Raw genomic sequence first — 16,777 nt, 5'->3', positions numbered from 1 at the left:
CCCCCGGTTGATTTATTTACCATCATTAGAGAAATCTAGAGCGGGTTAACTCTTGCTCCGCGCATTCCATCTATACATTCAACGCGGTTGCGGGCGTGAGAGCGATTTTCATATGTGTGGTTTCAGCGGCTATTTTGGTTCGATACGGGACGGAAGGGCGCTTCTCGAAAGCATGACGGCCGCGATTGCGCATCGGGGGCCGGATGAGCAGGGCATTTTCATTGCGCCCGAAGCAGGGCTGGGCCATGTGCGGCTTTCCATAGTCGGGCTCGGCGACGGCCAGCAGCCGATGTCTGATGCGAGCGGCGAGCTGACGATCGCCTTCAACGGCGAAATCTTCAACTATGTGGAGCTCAGGGACGAGCTTCGCGCCAAGGGCCGCCGCTTCCGCACCTCGAGCGACACCGAGGTCATCCTCCACCTTTATGACGAGATGGGCGAGGAGTGCGTGTCGTTGCTCAACGGCGATTTCGCCTTCGCCATCTGGGATGCCCGTCGCCGCCGGATGATGTTGGCGCGGGACCGCATGGGTGTGCGCCCGCTTTTCTATACCGCGTATGGCGGCACGTTCTACTTCGCTTCCGAGGTCAAGGCGCTCCTTCAGGTGCCTGGCGTTTCGGCGGAGATCGACCCGATCGCGCTCGACCAGATCTTCACCCTCTGGGCGCCGATCGCGCCCCGCACGCCGTTCCGCAACATCCTCGAGCTTGAACCGGCGCACCTGATGACCGTCGATCAGCATGGCGTCACGACGAGACCTTACTGGCAACTGCAATATCCGGACCGGGATCAGCCGCCGGTCTACGTGGACGAAGGAAGTGCCGCAGAGGAGTTGCGCGCCCTCTTGACCGACGCGACCCGTATCCGCATGCGGGCCGACGTACCAGTCGGCGCCTATCTGTCCGGCGGGCTCGATTCCTCGATCGTCTCGGCGCTGGCCGCCGGCATGACGCCGCAGCGGCTTCGGACCTTCTCGGTTACCTTCGACAGCGCCGAACACGACGAAAGTGCCTTCCAGCTGGAAATGGCTGCGGCGCTCGGCACGCAGCATAGCGCGATCGCTTGCCGCACCGGCGATATCGCAAAGTCCTTTCCGGACGTCATCCGCTTCACCGAGAGGCCGATCATCCGCACGGCGCCGGCCCCGCTCTATCAATTGTCCGGGCTGGTTCGGGAGGCGGGGCTCAAGGTCGTGCTGACTGGCGAGGGCGCCGACGAGGTGTTCGCCGGCTACGACATCTTCAAGGAAGCCCGGGTGCGCCGCTTCTGCGGACGGCAGCCGGGCTCGCACATCCGGCCGCATCTCTTCCGCAAGCTCTATCCCTATCTGCCGGGTCTCAAGCAGCAATCGCCGGAATATCTCGCCGCCTTTTTCGGCGCCGGCGACGCGCCGCTCGACGACCTCCTCTTCTCGCATCGCCCGCGCCTCAAGGGCACGGCCGCGACGAAACTGTTTTTCTCCGGCGACCTGCGTGCGCAACTGAAGGACTACGATGCGGCTGACGAACTGATCGGCCGGCTGCCACAGGATTTCGGTCGATGGCACCCACTGCACCAGGCGCAATATCTCGAAAGCCGCTTCCTGTTGCCCGGCTACATCCTCTCCAGCCAAGGCGACCGGATGGCGATGGCCCACGGGATCGAGGGCCGCTTCCCCTTCCTCGACCATCGGCTGGTCGAGTTTGCGGCGAAGCTGCCGCCGGAAATGAAGCTCAAGGGCCTCACGGAGAAGCATATCCTGCGCGAAGCGACGAAGGACCTCTTGCCGGCTGTGATCGGCAAACGGGTGAAGCAGCCCTATCGCGCACCCGACAGCCATTCGTTCAGCGGCCCCGGCGAGCTCGATTACGTCCGCGGCGCCTTGAGCGAGGATGCGGTCGCCGAGGGCGGCCTCTTCAATGTCAGGGCGGTGACGAAGCTCTACGAGAAATGCCGCGCGCGCCCGGCCTCGGGCTTCCGCGACAACGCCGCCTTCGTCGGCATTCTCTCGACGCAGCTGTGGCTGCAGACATTCACCGGCGCCGGCATCGGCAAGGCCGAAGCGGCCTGAAACGGAAACAGCGAAAGGAGAACACATGACGCAAGCGATCAAGGAGAAGGTCAGGACCTTCATCATCGAGAATTTCCTCTTTGGCGATACTTCCTACGACCTGGCCGATACGGCCTCGATGATCGAGAACGACATCATCGATTCGACCGGCGTTCTGGAACTCGTCGCCTTCATCGAGGACCAGTTCGGGATCGCAATGGCGGATGCCGATATCGTCCCGGCGAATCTCGATTCGCTGGCGCGCATCTCGGCCTTCATCGCGGCGAAAGCCGTGCCGGTTACGGCATAAGAGGGGTTAGGGCGGGGCATCACGAACATGAGGTTCGAGCATTTCCTTATCAGGAACGCCGCGGCCCAAGGGGCAAAGACGGCGCTGGTCACCGATCGGAAACGGCTGAGCTACAAGGAGCTGGACGATCTTTCGTCGCGGCTTGCCGCGGCTCTCGCCGCAAGCGGCGTCAATGCCAACGACCGCGTTCTGGTGTTCATGGATAACTGCTGGGAAGCGGCGGTAGCGATCTTCGCGATCCTCAAGGCTGGCGGGACCTTTAGCCCGGTCAACGCCTCCACGAAGGCCGACAAGCTCGCCTATATCATTGCCGATTGCGAGGCGGCGGCGATCCTGACGCAGGCAAAATTGATGCCGATAGTCGCGGAGGCGCGCGCGCTTTCAGGAAGGCCGCTTTTCGTCGCCTCGACCGCGGCGCCGGTCGGTCGCACGGCGGAAGGTGCGGCATCCTTCGAGCAGTGCCTGAAGGCCGAGCCGTTGCGCGTCCTTCACGGCGGCATCGACGTCGATCTCGCCATGCTGATCTATACGTCCGGATCGACCGGCCGCCCGAAGGGCGTGATGATGACGCATCGCAATATCGATGCGGCGTCGGAGTCGATCACCGCTTATCTCCGCAACACGCCGGATGATATCATCCTCAACGTCCTGCCGCTGGCTTTCGACTACGGGCTTTATCAGTTGCTGATGACGATCCGACTCGGCGCCACACTCGTACTGGAAAAATCCTTCGCCTTTCCGCAGACGATCTTCGAACGCATTCGTGCCGAAGGCGTGACCGGTTTCCCGCTGGTCCCGACGATGGCCGCGATGATCCTGCAGATGCGCGACCTTGAACCCGGCTTCCTGCCGAGCCTGCGCTATATCTCCAACACTGCCGCAGCGCTTCCGCCGGCGCATATCGCCCGCTTGCGGGAGCTTTTTCCGTCAGCTCGGCTGTATTCCATGTACGGCCTGACGGAGTGCAAGCGCTGCACCTATCTGCCTCCGGACGAACTCGATCGCCGGCCCGGCTCGGTCGGTATCGCCATTCCCAACACCGAAGCCTTCGTCGTCGACGACGAGGGGAAACGCGTGCCGCCGGGTGTTCCCGGCGAGTTGGTGATCCGCGGGCCGCATGTCATGCAGGGCTACTGGCGCAACGAAGCGGCCACCGAGCGCATGCTGCGCCCCGGCCCGAATCCATGGGAAAAGGTGCTCTATACAGGCGACCTCTTCCGCACTGACGACGAGGGCTTCCTCTACTTCGTCGGCCGCAAGGACGACATCATCAAGACGCGCGGCGAGAAGGTGGCGCCGAAGGAGGTCGAGACCGTCCTGCACGCCCATCCGGGCATCGCCGAGGCGGTGGTCATCGGCGTTCCCGATCCGGTGCTTGGGGCTGCGATCGGCGCTCTTGTCGTCCTCTCCGACCCGACTCTCAGCGAAAAGGACGTCATCCGCCACTGCGCGCGTCACCTCGAGGACTTCATGGTGCCGAAGATCGTCGAATTCCGCGCCGAGCTCCCTAAGACGGATACGGGCAAGGTGAGCCGCAGGCTGGCGGCCGAAACATTGGAGGCCGCTGAATGAACATTCGCCCCGATCAGGAGACGTTCGCTTTCTCCGCCGAAACCTTGAGGATCGACGAAGCTGCGGAGACCGAGCGAGTCGTTTCGGCCTTGCGCGCCCAATTGCGCGGCATGCGCAAGCGCGGGCTGGTCCTTGGCCTATCGGGAGGCATCGACTCAAGCGTTTCGGTGGCGCTCGCCGTGCGCGCCGTCGGCGCCAAGAACGTCTTCTGCCTGTTTATGCCGGAAAATGATTCCGATCCGGAAAGCCTGCGGCTCGGCCGGCTGGTGGCCGAGACCTTCGGGGTCGAGGCGATCGTCGAAGATATAGGGCCGACGCTTGCCGCCATGGGTTGTTACGAGCGGCGTGACGCCTTCATTCGCGAATTGGTGCCGGACTATGGACCGGGTTGGGCGTCGAAGATCGTCATTGCCAATGCGCTCGAAGGCGACGGCTACAACATCTCCTCGCTGGTGGTGCAGGACCCGGGGGGCAAACGGACGAAGCTACGCATGCCGCCCTCCGTCTATCTCGGCATCGTCGCCGCGACCAGCATGAAGCAGCGCACCCGCAAGCAGCTGGAATATTATCACGCCGACCGGCTGAACTTCGCGGTGCTCGGCACGCCGAACCGGCTCGAATACGACCAGGGCTTCTTCGTCAAGAACGGCGACGGTGCCGCCGACGTCAAGCCGATCGCCCATCTCTACAAGTCGCAGGTCTACGCGCTCGCCGCCTATCTCGGCGTTCCGGAGGAAATCTGCCGTCGGCCGCCGACCACCGACACCTATTCGCTCGAGCAGACGCAGGAAGAGTTCTATTTCTCGCTCCCCTACGACCGGATGGATATTTGCCTCTACGGTCTCAACACCGGCCTGAGCGCCGAAGATGTCGGCCGTGCCGCGGATCTCTCGGCAGCGCAGGTCGACCGCGTCTGGGCGGACATCGCCGCAAAACGCAAGGCGACTCGCTACCTGCATCTCGGGCCGCAGCTTGTGCAGCCTGTCGCGGAAATCGGCGAGTGATCTGAGAACGCCAGGTCTCGCCGAACACACGGGTGTAAAACCCCCTCTGGCCTGCCGGCCAGAGGGGTAGCTCCCGCGACCGCCGTTGGGTGCTTTCACTGTCATCTTCGTTGATCGGCCGTCTGATCGGCTTCTCCGGGCGTCACATTGCGCGCCTCCAGCCCCGGGCAGGGTAGCGGAATTAACCATTTGTTAACCGTGACTCGCCTACATCTTGGGCAACGAAAAATTAACGTAGATGACCAAAGTGCTAACAGACACCCGCTCGATCCGCATCAAGGGCCGCTCGTTCCTGGCGCTGGTGCTTTCACCGGAGCCGCCGCTCGACGCTTGGCTCACCCGGCTTGATGATTTGGCCTCGCGGTCCGCGGGGTTTTTCCTGGGGCGACCGGTCGTTCTCGATGTCGCAGACCTCGAAATCGACCGGGCTGGACTGAAGCGCCTGATCGATGAGCTTGGCAAGCGCAACGTTCGGATCATGGGCATCGAAGGCGGCCGTCCGTCGCTTTTCGAGCCGGGCATGCCGCCGGCCATGAAGGGCGGTCGTCCGGCTCCGGACATCGAAATTCCGGCCGAACCGACCGTCGAACCGGTTGGCGCTGCTTCGGCCAAAGCTGCGGCGTCGAGCCTGCAGATGGAGCCGCAAGCGGCAAGGGCGATCTCATCCATCGTGATCCGCGAGCCCGTGCGCTCCGGCCAGTCGGTGATCTTTCCCGAGGGTGATGTCACCGTCGTCGGATCGGTCGCCTCGGGTGCGGAGATCATCGCCGGCGGGTCGGTGCATATTTACGGAACGCTCAGGGGGCGGGCGCTGGCAGGCTCGGTCGGCAACGCTTCGGCGCGCATCTTCTGCCGTCGGCTCGAAGCGGAGTTGCTGGCAATCGATGGCGTCTACAAGACTGCGGAAGACATGGCCCCCAACCTTCGCGGACAGGCCGTCCAGCTCTGGCTGGAAGGCGATTCGATCATGGCAGAGAGACTTAACTGAGCCGGCGGCCGGCCAGCATACAGGAGCGGGAAGATGGCGAAAGTAATCGTTGTTACATCAGGTAAAGGTGGCGTCGGCAAGACGACATCGACCGCCGCGCTTGGCGCGGCGCTGGCGCAGAGGAACGAAAAGACGGTTGTCGTCGATTTCGACGTCGGCCTGCGCAACCTCGACCTCGTCATGGGCGCCGAGCGGCGGGTCGTCTACGATCTGGTCAACGTCATCCAGGGCGATGCCAAGCTGCCGCAGGCGCTGATCCGCGACAAGCGGCTGGAGACGCTCTTTCTGCTGCCGGCCTCGCAGACCCGGGACAAGGACAGCCTGACCGCCGAGGGTGTCGAGCGGGTGATGGCCGAGCTCAAGAAGCACTTCGACTGGATCATCTGCGACAGCCCGGCCGGCATCGAGCGCGGCGCGACGCTTGCCATGCGGCACGCCGACATCGCCGTCATCGTCACCAATCCGGAAGTCTCGTCGGTTCGCGATTCGGATCGCATCATCGGCCTTCTCGACGCCAAGACCGAACGCGCCGAGCGCGGCGAGCGGGTGGAAAAGCATCTGCTGCTTACCCGCTATGACGCGGCCCGCGCCGAGCGCGGGGACATGCTGAAGGTCGACGATGTTCTTGAGATCCTGTCGATCCCGCTGCTCGGCATCGTGCCCGAAAGCACCGACGTGCTGCGCGCTTCCAACCTCGGCGCGCCGGTCACCCTTGCCGACAGCCGCAGCGCTCCGGCGCTTGCCTATCTCGACGCCGCCCGGCGGATTGCCGGCGAAACGGTGCCGATGACCATTCCGGGCGAAAAGCGCGGGCTTTTCGGCAAACTGTTCGGACGGAGGGCAGCATGAGCATATTCCGGTTCTTCAGCAAACAGACATCCGCGCCGACGGCGCGCGAGCGCCTGCAGGTGCTGCTCGCCCACGAGCGGGCTTCCGTCGGGCATTCGGACCTTGTGGCGGTGCTCCGGGAGGAGATCCTCGCCGTCATCGCCAAGCATGTGCAGGTCGATGGTGACAAGGTGACCGTCAAGATGGATCGGGGCGAAAACGTCTCGACCCTGGAAGTCGACATCGAGATTCCGCTCAATGCGAGCGTGCGCGCGGCCTAACAAGGCCGACTTCCCTGGCTAACTATCGAAGGAGCCGCCGATCAGGCGGCTCCAATGCTCTCCGGCAAGGCCATTTACGAAGCCCTGCCCGTGGCGGAAGGCGTCGACGAGTTCCTCGTCGCGAGAATGCACGACGGTCGAGGCCGCATGGACGAAGCCGATGCGGCGGCCCATCATCGCTTCGAGCAGGGCCGGCTGCGTGCGGCCACACAAAGCTGCTGCGCCGCGGGTCGCTGCATGATCGATCAGGCAGTCGAGGACGGGACCTGCCTGCCCAGGTAGGGCGAGCAGTTGCAGAACCCGCGCCGTTCCACCCTGCCTCAAATGGTAAAAGAACGCCCCGATCGGTGCCCCGTTGCGCGTCTTGACGGCGGCGAAGTGGGGCTCGCCGAACTCTGGCTTATCGATTGCGTCCTCCAGAATGTGGTCGAACTGAACCTCCGCCCAGGCGGGCTGCACGGCGAATTGCCTGATCAAGGGCGCGAAGAGCTCGGCAAAGGATCCAGCATCGATGTCGGCGACCTGGAGCGTTGCGGGCAGGCTGGCCTCTTTGGGCACGGCCGACCAACGCAGATCGCCGCGCCCCATCTTTCCGCGAAAGCGCTCGTCGAAAGCGCTTGCCAGCGGGCGCAGCGCGCGCGCCGGGCCGATCCGGCGCGACACAAGGTCGAGCGCGAAGCTGGCCGGGCGAAGGACGCGCACCCAGTCGAGGCTGTATTGCGGCAGGACGATACCACGCAGCCGCGTCCACATTTGCGTCGAGACTTCGCTCGCCGTTTCGCTGAAGGAGAGGTCCTGCGGGCCGGCCAGGAAGGCCTTCAGAAGCCGGGCGCCTGCCATCGGGTCGCTCTCGCGGCCTTCGACCATCAGCGCGCCGCAAATCGCGGCGCGCACGCGTCGGCCCTTGTAGCTCATCGGCAGCGTGTTGACGCCGACGAAGCCGGAAATGCGACCGCTGTCATTGACGTGGACGAGCGGCGCGATCTCGGGGTCATAGCCCGGCGCTTGCAGGTACAAGTGGCGGAGATAATCGACGAGCGCCGGCGGCGGAGCCCGGTCGCCGTTGCGGAAGATCTTTTGAAACAGTCCGGCAACGGCCGGTATATCGGCAGTCGTGAGCGGACGGATGTCGCTCATCTCACCCGTCCGTCGTCCATGGACCTGCCCAGCTTCCGGATGATCGCGACGCGCGGCTTGTCCTGTGCGTCATGCGCGAAACTCACCGCCTCGTAGGCCTTGGCTCGGGCGATAAGGGCTGCTGCCTGCCGATCCTGCCCCTCGCCGAACTCGAACAGAAGCCAGCCGCCCGGCTTGAGGAAGGCGTCGGCATCGCGGATCAGCCGCTGGTGGATGGAAATGCCGTAGGGACCACCGTCGAAGGCTTCGCGCGGCTCGCTCTCGAGGAGATGGGCGCTGTCGCCTTCGAGACGGGCCGTCGAAATATAGGGCGGGTTGCACACGATCATGTCGGCCCGGCCTTCGAGGTCGTCTCCTTCGAGCGCCGCGAAAAGGTCGCCCTGCCGGATCAGGACGCGCTCTTGAAGCGACAGGCGCTCGACGTTGCGGCGGGCGAGCGCAACGGTACTGTCGGTCAGGTCGGCGCCCCAGATCCGCGCAAGTGGAATGGCTGCGGCGATCCCGAGGGCGAGATTGCCCGAGCCGCAGCACATGTCGATGATCGTAACCGGGCCGGTCTGCTCGTGAAGGCGTGCAACGGCGTTCCGGCCGAGTAGTTCCGTCTCTTCGCGCGGCACGAGGACGTCGGGCGCGAGTTCGAGTTCGATGTCCATGAAGCGGACGAGGCGAGGCGAATGGCTGTTCGCCAGGCTGACGTCAGGAAGATTGTCGCCCTGCAGCACGAACACTCCTTAGTTTTCGGATGGTTTTCGGGTCCCGCGGACACTAGCGCACTCGGGTAAACGGAAGCTGAAATACAATTGATGGGCGTATGTTAACCGCCCAATCATCTCTGCCCTTTAGTCTGCACCACGGGGAATCGACGGAAGGGTCGTGCCAAGGGACGATCTTTCGGGTGCCGAACCCGTGGCACAAATCGACAAGGCAGGGCGGATGTCTTCGGAAGGCTTAACGGAATCGCGCGGCTACAAGCCTTTCCTGCCGATGATCCTGTCCTATGTCGCATCCGGCGGCAGTCTGGTCCTTGGTTCCGCGGCGCAGCTTCTCACCTTCGCGATCCTCGCCCGCTTTCTCGGCGTCCACGAATTCAGCGTCTTCGTCGCCATTACCGCCGTCGCCAGCATCGCGGTACATCTCTGCGGATTGGGGGCCATGGAATGCCTGGTACGGCGCGTTGCGAGGGATCGCACGATCTATCCCGACATGCTCGGCCACAATATCCTGCTCACGGCGGCAAGCGGGATTGTCCTCATGCTCGCCGGCGCCGTCACGCTGCCGTTCTTCTTCGCACTTTCACCGGAGCCGATCGACAACTTTGCAGTGATCGCGCTGATGTTGCTCACCAACATCGTCCTGGTCCGCATCATCGTTCTCGTCGAACAGATCTTCATCGCCCATTCCGATTTCGCATCCGCGAACATGGCGGTCGTCGGCTTCGCCGTCGCGCGCACCGTAGCGGCGGCGCTCGCATGTCTGGTTTTCGGCGTCTCGACCGTGGCGTCCTGGGCCGTCTGGCAATTCATCTGCCACGTCCTGGTCGCTTTGGCCTGTCTCTGGGCGATCAAGGGCCTCGGCGGACCGCGCTACCGTATCGTGCGGGAGGAATTGCCGCAGGGCCTCTATTTCAGCATTCCGTTCATCCTGCGCGCCTTGAGGCAGAACGCCGACCTGCTCGTCCTGAGCCTCGTCACCACAGCCGAGATCGTTTCGAGCTACAGCGTGGCAAGGCGGATGCTCGAGAGCAGCTTCCTGTCCGTCGAGGCGCTCAATCGCCTCATCTATCCGGGCTCGGCGCGGATGACCACAGCCGGCCTGCACCACGCCTTGCACCGGGTGCTCCGCGTGCTTGCCGCCGCGACCGGCATCGGCCTTGCAGCGGCGCTGACGGTCTTCGTGCTGGCGCCGGTCCTGCCCCATCTGTTCGGGCACGAATATGTCTCCCTCGTCGGCTTCGTACGGGGCCTCGCATGGGTTGTGGTGCCGCTCGCCATCTGGTCGGTGGCAGTGGAAGCCCTGGGTGCCTCGGGCTACCACGCCCCCCGCGCCACCGTCATGGGGCTCGGAAGCATCGTCGGGGCCGGGCTTGCCGCAGGGGCGAGCTGGTACGCCCCGCCGGCCGGCACCTTCATCTCCTTCTACGTCATCGAGATCGCCATGGTGGTAGCTACATGGGGCGTTTTTCTGCGCTTCGTGCGGCGCGACCGGGAGCGGGCAGCTCGCGAGTTTCAGGCGGGAGTCGTGCATGGGAATTGAATTGCGGAAGATTGTGCTTCATCCGGCGACCGTCGTGGAACCGCAATGCCCCGGCACGCGCGCCTTGGCACGCAGCGATATCCCGGCGATCGGAAGGCTGTTCAACAAGGTCTTCCGCCGCCGCGACAGTGCGGCCGGGGAGGATCTGGGCCGGTATATCGAGACCGTTTTCTTCGGAAGCCCGTTCTATTCGCCTGAAAAGGGCGGCGTCGTGCATGAGAACGGCAACGGCGACATCGATAGCGCCATTCTTTCCGTGCCGATGGAATTCGATGTCGATGGCCGCCGGATCGTGGCGCGCCTCCTCTGCGCCTTCATGGTCGACGGCAAGGCCGCAGCGGCGGGCGCCGCGCGTCTTGCTCGCGGCGTCCGGGCGGCGCGCCAGGATCTCTGCTTCTCCGACAGTTCCTCTCCGGTAAGTGCCGACCATTGCGTTGCCGGCGGAGGCGTCATCCTGCCGATCCAGAGCCTAGAATGGCAGCGCTTCCTCCGGCCACTCGCTGCGGTCGCCATCCTTGCAGGGCGGCGCATTCCGATGCTCAAAGCTCGTCTCGTCCTCGGCGCGCTGCGGTCGATCGATCGCGTGCTGCGCCGATGGAGCCCGTCAACAAGACCGCTCGGCGCGCCGGGCTGCCACGTGCAGGCAGCAAGCCTGGATGAATTTCTCCGCTGCGCCGCGCCGATGCTTGAGCGTTTTTCAATCCGTCCCGCTTGGTCGAAATCCGAGTTCGATTGGCTCGTCAACATCGCCTCGATGAACAAGAGCCTCGGGGTGCTGCAGTCGAGGAAGGTCATACGCAACGACGGCCGCACGATCGGGGCTTTCCTTTTCTTCGGCAAGCCCGGGGGCATGGCGAGCGTTCTCAACGTGCTTTGCGAAGAAGGTCGCGAAGCCGATGTCACGGCGGCCATGTTCGCCTGTCTCGACGCGGAAGGCTATGCGGTCGCCACGGGCATGGCACAGCCGTTCCTGATGAACGCGATTTCGCGCCAGCGGTGGCTGTGCTTCCGCCACCGCGGCTATTTCTGCATGGTCACCCGCCACGCCGACATCAAGGAGGCGGCGCTCGGCAACGACATCTATATCGGCGGCCTCGCGTCGGAAAGCTGGAGCCGGCTATTGACCGATTTTTGAACCCGCCAAAGGTTACCGGCCGCATGGAGGTCTTAACGGAATATTCACCCTGCGCTCCTAATTCTTAACAGGAGATGCAATGCAGGGCAGTGCTCTTCGGTGGCTTCAAGGGCATGCGTGGGGAAAAACGGATGTATCGGCGGAGCGAGCCCTTAGAGCAAGGATTGCGCGTGGAGACGCGTCAGTCGCGGCGCGCCGCCGGCGGCTCGCTGCTGGACCTCGTTCCGGCAATGGACGAGGAAACGGCGCCTTTGCCTGAGGCGCGGGAAATTCCTGACCAGAAAGAGCCGGATGTTGCCCCTGCAGTATCAGTGGTCCAGCCCAGCCGCCCGATCGTCGGCGCGTATTTTCCGCAGCTTCACAGGCTTGGCAGCGTCGGCATCGACGACGTCATCCTTTGGCTGCGCGACGGGGTCAGGTGGATTGTCCTTGCGTTCGTCCTTTGCGTCGCCGCCACGCTTGCCTATGCGGTGACGGCGATACCGCGCTACACAGTCTATACCGACCTCGTCGTGGATCCCTCCAACCTCAACGTCGTCAGCGACGACGTCTTTACCAGCAATCCGCAGCGCGACGCACAATTGCTGGAGGTCGAAAGCAAGCTCAGGATCCTGACGTCGCGCAACGTCCTGAAGCGCGTCATCGACAAGCTTGCGCTGACGAACGATACCGAATTCGTCAAACCGTCACCGCTGGCGGCTTTGATGGCGTTGTTCTCAGCGGGAGACAGCAAGGCCGACAAGGAATTGACGGCCATTCGCGCCTTGTCGGAAAGGGTCGAAGCTCGTCGCGAGGAGCGCTCCTTCGTCGTCGTTCTCGAGGTTTGGAGCGAGGAACCGGAAAAGGCCGTCGCCCTCTCCGGCGCGATCGTCGACGCCTTCGAAGCGGAACTCTTCCAATCGGCGGCTGAGAGCGCCGGCCGCGTGGCGCAGAACCTCAATGCGCGGCTCGATGAATTGCGCCGGAACGTCACCGAGGCGGAAAGGAAGGTCGAGGATTTCCGGCGCGAGAACGGATTGTTGTCCGCAAATGGCGAGCTCGTCAGCAATCAGCTCTCGAGCGAACTCAATACCCAAGTGCTCGGTGCACAACAGCGCTTCATCCAGGCCGAGACGCGCTACAAGCAGATGAGTGCGGCGATCGCGCAAGGACAGACGACCAGCGCCTCGGTGTTCGAATCGGCCGACATGACGAACCTCCGCCAGCAGTACAACGCCCTGCAGCAGCAGATCGGTGCGATGCAGCTGACCTATGGCGAAAGGCATCCGCGCCTTGCCGCGGCGCGCTCCGAGCGCGCGACGCTCGAGGCCGGCATAAACCAGGAAGCGCGGCGCATAGCCGAGCGCGCCAAGGCGGATTTCGAGGGGGAACGCTCGTCGCTCGGCGCTTTGAGAGCGAAGGCCGACGACGAACAGTCGAACGTTTTCACCGACAACGAGGCGCAGGTCCACCTTCGCGACCTCGAGCGCGACGCGCGCACTAAGGCGGCGATCTACGAAACCCACCTGGCGCGTGCCCAGCAGATCACCGAGCGCCAGCAGATCGATACGACCAATATCCGCGTCATTTCGCGCGCCATGCCGCCGAATTCGCGCAGCTGGCCGCCGCGGACCGCGATTCTGCTCGTCGTCGGCGCCGCGCTCGGTCTCGCCGCAGGTATCGGGCTCGCGCTGGCGCTTGGCCTGTGGAACTATGCCCGCGGTCAGCGGCCGGCGGCCGGATAGGGAGCCAGGCCGGCAATGACCAGCACTGCCTATGCGGAGACCAGTGCGCCTGATGGCTTGAGGATGCGTGTCGGCGCCTTCCTCTTCCTGGCGACCTTTCTCTTTCTGTGGGTGTCGATCACGCCCTTTGTCGATCTGACGGGCGAGGCGATCCTCGATCCTTCTGCCGGCAACTCCAATCGCCTGAATCAGATCCTGGCGCTGCTGCTGTCCGCCGGCATGCTCGGCTATGGCCTGCTGCATCCGATGCGGGAAATCATCCTGCAGCCCCGCATGCTTCTGGCCATCCTCTACTTCTGGTTCCTCCTCGTCTCGCTGATCTCCGCCCATCCGATGCTCGGCATCAAAGGCATCGTTCTCTCGACGATGATGACGGTCAATGCCAGCATCTATCTGCTGCTTCCCGCGTCCGAGCGCCACTTCGCCAAGATGCTGGGGATCGGCAGCCTGATCATGCTGGGGTTCGCCTATTACGGAATTCTCTTCAAACCGACGCTCGCCATCCATCAGGCGTCCGAATTGCGCGAGCCGATGAATGCCGGACTGTGGCGCGGCCATTTTCCGCACAAGAACAGCGCGGCCTCGGCCATGGTGCTGGCCGCTTTCTTCGGGCTTTTCGTCGCGCGCGGCTGGTCGCGCATTGCGGGCCTTGCGATCTTTACGCTGTCGTTCCTTTTTCTCGTCAACACTGGCGGGAAAACCTCGACGGCGATGCTGCCGGCGATCCTGATCCTCGGCTGGCTCTTCGAAAAAATGCGGGCTCTACGTGCCCCGATCGTCATCGGCGGCGTCGGCCTGTTCAATCTCTTTGCCGTCGGTTCGGCGGTCTTCAGGCCGCTTGGCGAGTTCATCAGCGGTCTTGGAATCGATGCGACATTCACAAATCGCTCGGACATCTGGCGTTTCGCCTTCTCGGCGCTCGCCGAGCGGCCACTGACCGGGTACGGCTTCAGGGCGTTTTGGCAGACGGAGGAGTTGGTCTATAGCGGCGGCTCGGTTGAGACCTGGGCGGTCGCGGCGGCGAACGGCCACAATTCCTATCTGGACATTGCCCTGACCACCGGCTTCCCGGGGCTCTTGCTGACGTTGGTCTGGCTTATCCTGCTGCCGCTTCGCGACATTTCCCGCATCGCGCCTGACCGCGAGAAAGCGCCTCTGACACGACTTTACGTCCGCATCTGGCTCTACACGATCTTCCACGCCGGTCTCGAGACCCTCTTCTTCGAAGGCGGAAGCTTTCTCTGGTTCACTTTCGTCTTTGCTCTCTACGGACTGCACCTGCAATCGAGCGCCGCGCTGGCGGACGGTGCCGTCCCCGAAATAAGGAAACGTGTCGCTCATGCTTGACGTGGAAGGAAAGATCGGCGGGCTCGTCGACAGGCTGGCCAACCGGGCTATCTGGCAGTTCGTTCGGACGCGGCGCAAGCTGGAAACGGACGTACCGCTCGTGTCCTTCACCTTCGACGACGTGCCGGACAGCGCGCTTCACGAAGGGGCGGGGATTCTCGAGCGATACGACGTTCGTGGAACTTTCTACATCGCCGGCGGCTTAGCGGGGCAGGTGGAAAAGGACCGGACGCTGATCACGCCGGAGGGATGCGGCGAACTGCTGGCGCGTGGGCACGAGATCGGCTGCCACACTTTTGCGCACCGCAGAGTACGCACCGCGGGCGGCCTCGCCGCCGATCTCGACCGCAATGCGAAGTACCTGAAAAGCGTCGGCGTCGCGCCGCCCGCGTCCAATTTCGCCTTCCCCTATAACGCCGGCTGGCCCTTGGCCCGTCCCGAGCTGCGCCGGCGGTATCGGTCCTGCCGCGCCGGCGGCGAGGCCATTAATCGAGGATCCGTGGATCCGCTGATGCTCAAGGCCGTCGAAATCCGCCAGCCGGAGCAGCATGCCCAAGCGCTGAGCCGATGGATCGACGAGCTGGTGGATGCGCCCGGCTGGCTCATCTTTTTCACGCATGACATCGCGCCGCGGCCGACCCCCTATGGCTGTACGCCGGAAACCTTCGACCGTCTCGTCCGCTATGCCGTCGAGAAGGGATGCCGCGTGCTACCGGTCGACCAGGTGCTCGACCGGATCAATTGGTAGGGGGCCGCGGTGCCTGAAGTCGAGAAGGCCGGGAAGCGCCTGCTGGCAATCAACAACTACTTCTATCGCCGCGGCGGAGCGGAGGCGGTCTTCTTCGATCATATGAGCATGTTCGGCGAAGTCGGCTGGGACGTCGTGCCCTTCGCCATGCGGCACGACAGCAACGAGCATTCGCCCTGGTCGGACTATTTCGTCTCCGAGATCGAATATGGCCGGCGGACTGGTCTGTTTCGCAAGGCGGTTCAGGCGGCAAGCGTCATCTATTCGCTCGAAGCCCAACGCAATATCCGTCGGCTGATCGAGCACAGGCGCCCATCGATCGCGCATGCCCATAATGTCTATCACCATCTGTCGCCAGCGATCTTCTCCACCCTGAAGTCCGCAGGCATTCCGGTGGTCATGACGGTTCACGACCTCAAGCTCGCCTGCCCCTCTTACAAGATGCTTCGCGACGGAAAGGTCTGCGAAGACTGTCGGGGTGGGAAAATCTACAACGTGCTCCGCCATCGCTGTGTCAAGGATTCGGTGCCCCTGAGCGCCGTCGTGCTGGCCGAAACGATGGTGCATCGTCTGCTCGGACTTTATCGCGAAAAGGTGGATCGCCTCGTCGTGCCGAGCCGCTTCTATCTGGAAAAGCTCGCCGAATGGGGCTGGCCGCACGATAAGATGGTCCACATACCCAATTTCGTCGATGTTTCGATCTTTCGCACCGATTGGCAGGAGGGTGACTATTTTGTCTTCGCCGGTCGCCTGGCGCCGGAAAAAGGCTTGGCGACGCTGATCAGGGCGATCGCTCTTTCGGGAGAGCGGCTGGTCGTCGCCGGGACCGGCCCGGAAGAGGCGAGCCTTCGCCGAATGGCGGCCGAACTCGGTGCCGACGTCACCTTCGCCGGCTATCTCTCCGGCGAGAAGCTGCACCGCCTAATCGGTGAATCCCGCGCCCTCGTGCTTCCGTCGGAATGGTACGAGAATGCGCCGATCAGCGTCCTCGAAACCTATGCGCTGCAGCGCCCGGTCATCGGCACGGCGATCGGCGGCATTCCGGAGATGGTGAGGGAAGGCGAAACCGGGCTGCTGGCGGCCTCCGGGCAGCCGGAAGAACTCGCAAGGGCGCTGCGCGAAATGGCGGCGCTTTCGCCTGGCGCGCGCGGCCGCATGGGAGCGGAGGGTCGATCCTGGATCTCCAGCGAATTTTCCGCCGCGGCCTATCGGGCGAGGACTCTCGATCTCTACGCATCGCTGGGTGCCTAGGCAGCAATGCCGCTGCGGATACAACGCGGCCGCTCTCCCGCTGCGAGGCTTCGGAACGCCGGCGCAGAAGACGCTGAAGCCCCGACGTCTGGTTTTCGGCCACTCTCCTAAAAGTTTAGCGATGTTCTTACGCCGGGCGAAAGTGTTCTTCCCGTAAAAGCTGTCCAAAG

Annotated in this window: 15 protein-coding genes; 13 read left to right on the top strand and 2 right to left on the bottom strand. The window is 63.6% G+C overall.

The genetic code is table 11. The features are described 5' to 3' along the window. Positions 1-112: 112 nt before the first annotated feature. From asnB to minE, 7 genes are all read left to right on the top strand, one after another. Positions 113-2,050 (top strand): asparagine synthase (glutamine-hydrolyzing), encoded by a 1,938-nt coding sequence (gene asnB / locus USDA257_RS07155; protein ID WP_041413978.1) that lies wholly within the window; start codon positions 113-115, stop codon positions 2,048-2,050. A 25-nt stretch (positions 2,051-2,075) separates the two neighbouring features. After that, positions 2,076-2,339, top strand: a complete 264-nt coding sequence (locus USDA257_RS07150; protein ID WP_014762238.1) for an acyl carrier protein — start codon at positions 2,076-2,078, stop codon at positions 2,337-2,339. Positions 2,340-2,366: 27 nt separating this feature from the next. Further along, a complete protein-coding gene (locus USDA257_RS07145; RefSeq protein ID WP_014762237.1) occupies positions 2,367-3,911 on the top strand; it encodes a class I adenylate-forming enzyme family protein in 1,545 nt (514 codons plus the stop codon). Beyond that, positions 3,908-4,915: an NAD(+) synthase gene (nadE, locus tag USDA257_RS07140; protein ID WP_014762236.1), complete on the top strand. Its 1,008-nt coding sequence runs from the start codon at positions 3,908-3,910 to the stop codon at positions 4,913-4,915. Before USDA257_RS07145 ends, nadE begins: the two co-directional genes overlap by 4 nt. Positions 4,916-5,153: 238 nt before the next feature. Next, complete coding sequence (gene minC / locus USDA257_RS07135; RefSeq protein WP_014762235.1) at positions 5,154-5,903, top strand: septum site-determining protein MinC; 750 nt, start codon at positions 5,154-5,156, stop codon at positions 5,901-5,903. Between the two features lie 33 nt (positions 5,904-5,936). Beyond that, positions 5,937-6,752 (top strand): septum site-determining protein MinD, encoded by an 816-nt coding sequence (gene minD / locus USDA257_RS07130; protein WP_014762234.1) that lies wholly within the window; start codon positions 5,937-5,939, stop codon positions 6,750-6,752. Next, positions 6,749-7,012 (top strand): cell division topological specificity factor MinE, encoded by a 264-nt coding sequence (minE, locus tag USDA257_RS07125; RefSeq protein ID WP_014762233.1) that lies wholly within the window; start codon positions 6,749-6,751, stop codon positions 7,010-7,012. The genes minD and minE overlap by 4 nt, the downstream gene beginning before the upstream one ends. 18 nt (positions 7,013-7,030) lie before the next feature. Here minE and USDA257_RS07120 read toward each other — a convergent pair whose 3' ends face one another. Together USDA257_RS07120 and USDA257_RS07115 are read right to left on the bottom strand one after the other, a co-directional pair. Next, entirely contained in the window at positions 7,031-8,149 is a 1,119-nt protein-coding gene (locus USDA257_RS07120; RefSeq protein ID WP_014762232.1) for a hypothetical protein, read from the bottom strand. Continuing rightward, entirely contained in the window at positions 8,146-8,871 is a 726-nt protein-coding gene (locus USDA257_RS07115; RefSeq protein ID WP_014762231.1) for a N5-glutamine methyltransferase family protein, read from the bottom strand. Before USDA257_RS07115 ends, USDA257_RS07120 begins: the two co-directional genes overlap by 4 nt. 211 nt (positions 8,872-9,082) lie before the next feature. Here USDA257_RS07115 and USDA257_RS07110 point away from each other — a divergent pair, with 211 nt between their 5' ends. The 6 genes from USDA257_RS07110 to USDA257_RS07085 all read left to right on the top strand — a co-directional run bounded on the left by USDA257_RS07110 (position 9,083) and on the right by USDA257_RS07085 (position 16,607). Then, on the top strand, positions 9,083-10,402 hold the full coding sequence (locus USDA257_RS07110; protein ID WP_041415009.1) for a lipopolysaccharide biosynthesis protein: 1,320 nt from the start codon (positions 9,083-9,085) through the stop codon (positions 10,400-10,402). Continuing rightward, positions 10,392-11,537, top strand: a complete 1,146-nt coding sequence (locus USDA257_RS07105) for a hypothetical protein (RefSeq protein WP_014762229.1) — start codon at positions 10,392-10,394, stop codon at positions 11,535-11,537. Before USDA257_RS07110 ends, USDA257_RS07105 begins: the two co-directional genes overlap by 11 nt. Positions 11,538-11,668: 131 nt before the next feature. Further along, positions 11,669-13,261 (top strand): GumC family protein, encoded by a 1,593-nt coding sequence (locus USDA257_RS07100; RefSeq protein ID WP_041413977.1) that lies wholly within the window; start codon positions 11,669-11,671, stop codon positions 13,259-13,261. 15 nt (positions 13,262-13,276) lie between these two features. Continuing rightward, complete coding sequence (locus tag USDA257_RS07095) at positions 13,277-14,608, top strand: O-antigen ligase family protein (protein WP_014762227.1); 1,332 nt, start codon at positions 13,277-13,279, stop codon at positions 14,606-14,608. Continuing rightward, positions 14,601-15,356, top strand: coding sequence for a polysaccharide deacetylase family protein (locus tag USDA257_RS07090; protein ID WP_014762226.1), 756 nt, complete (start codon positions 14,601-14,603; stop codon positions 15,354-15,356). The genes USDA257_RS07095 and USDA257_RS07090 overlap by 8 nt, the downstream gene beginning before the upstream one ends. 9 nt (positions 15,357-15,365) lie before the next feature. Continuing rightward, positions 15,366-16,607: a glycosyltransferase family 4 protein gene (locus USDA257_RS07085; RefSeq protein ID WP_014762225.1), complete on the top strand. Its 1,242-nt coding sequence runs from the start codon at positions 15,366-15,368 to the stop codon at positions 16,605-16,607. Positions 16,608-16,777: the final 170 nt, after the last annotated feature.

The organism is Sinorhizobium fredii USDA 257, assembly GCF_000265205.3.
GTDB lineage: Bacteria > Pseudomonadota > Alphaproteobacteria > Rhizobiales > Rhizobiaceae > Sinorhizobium > Sinorhizobium fredii_B.
Note: the sequence above shows the minus strand (reverse complement) of the source record. Positions and strands in the feature narration are given on the sequence as shown.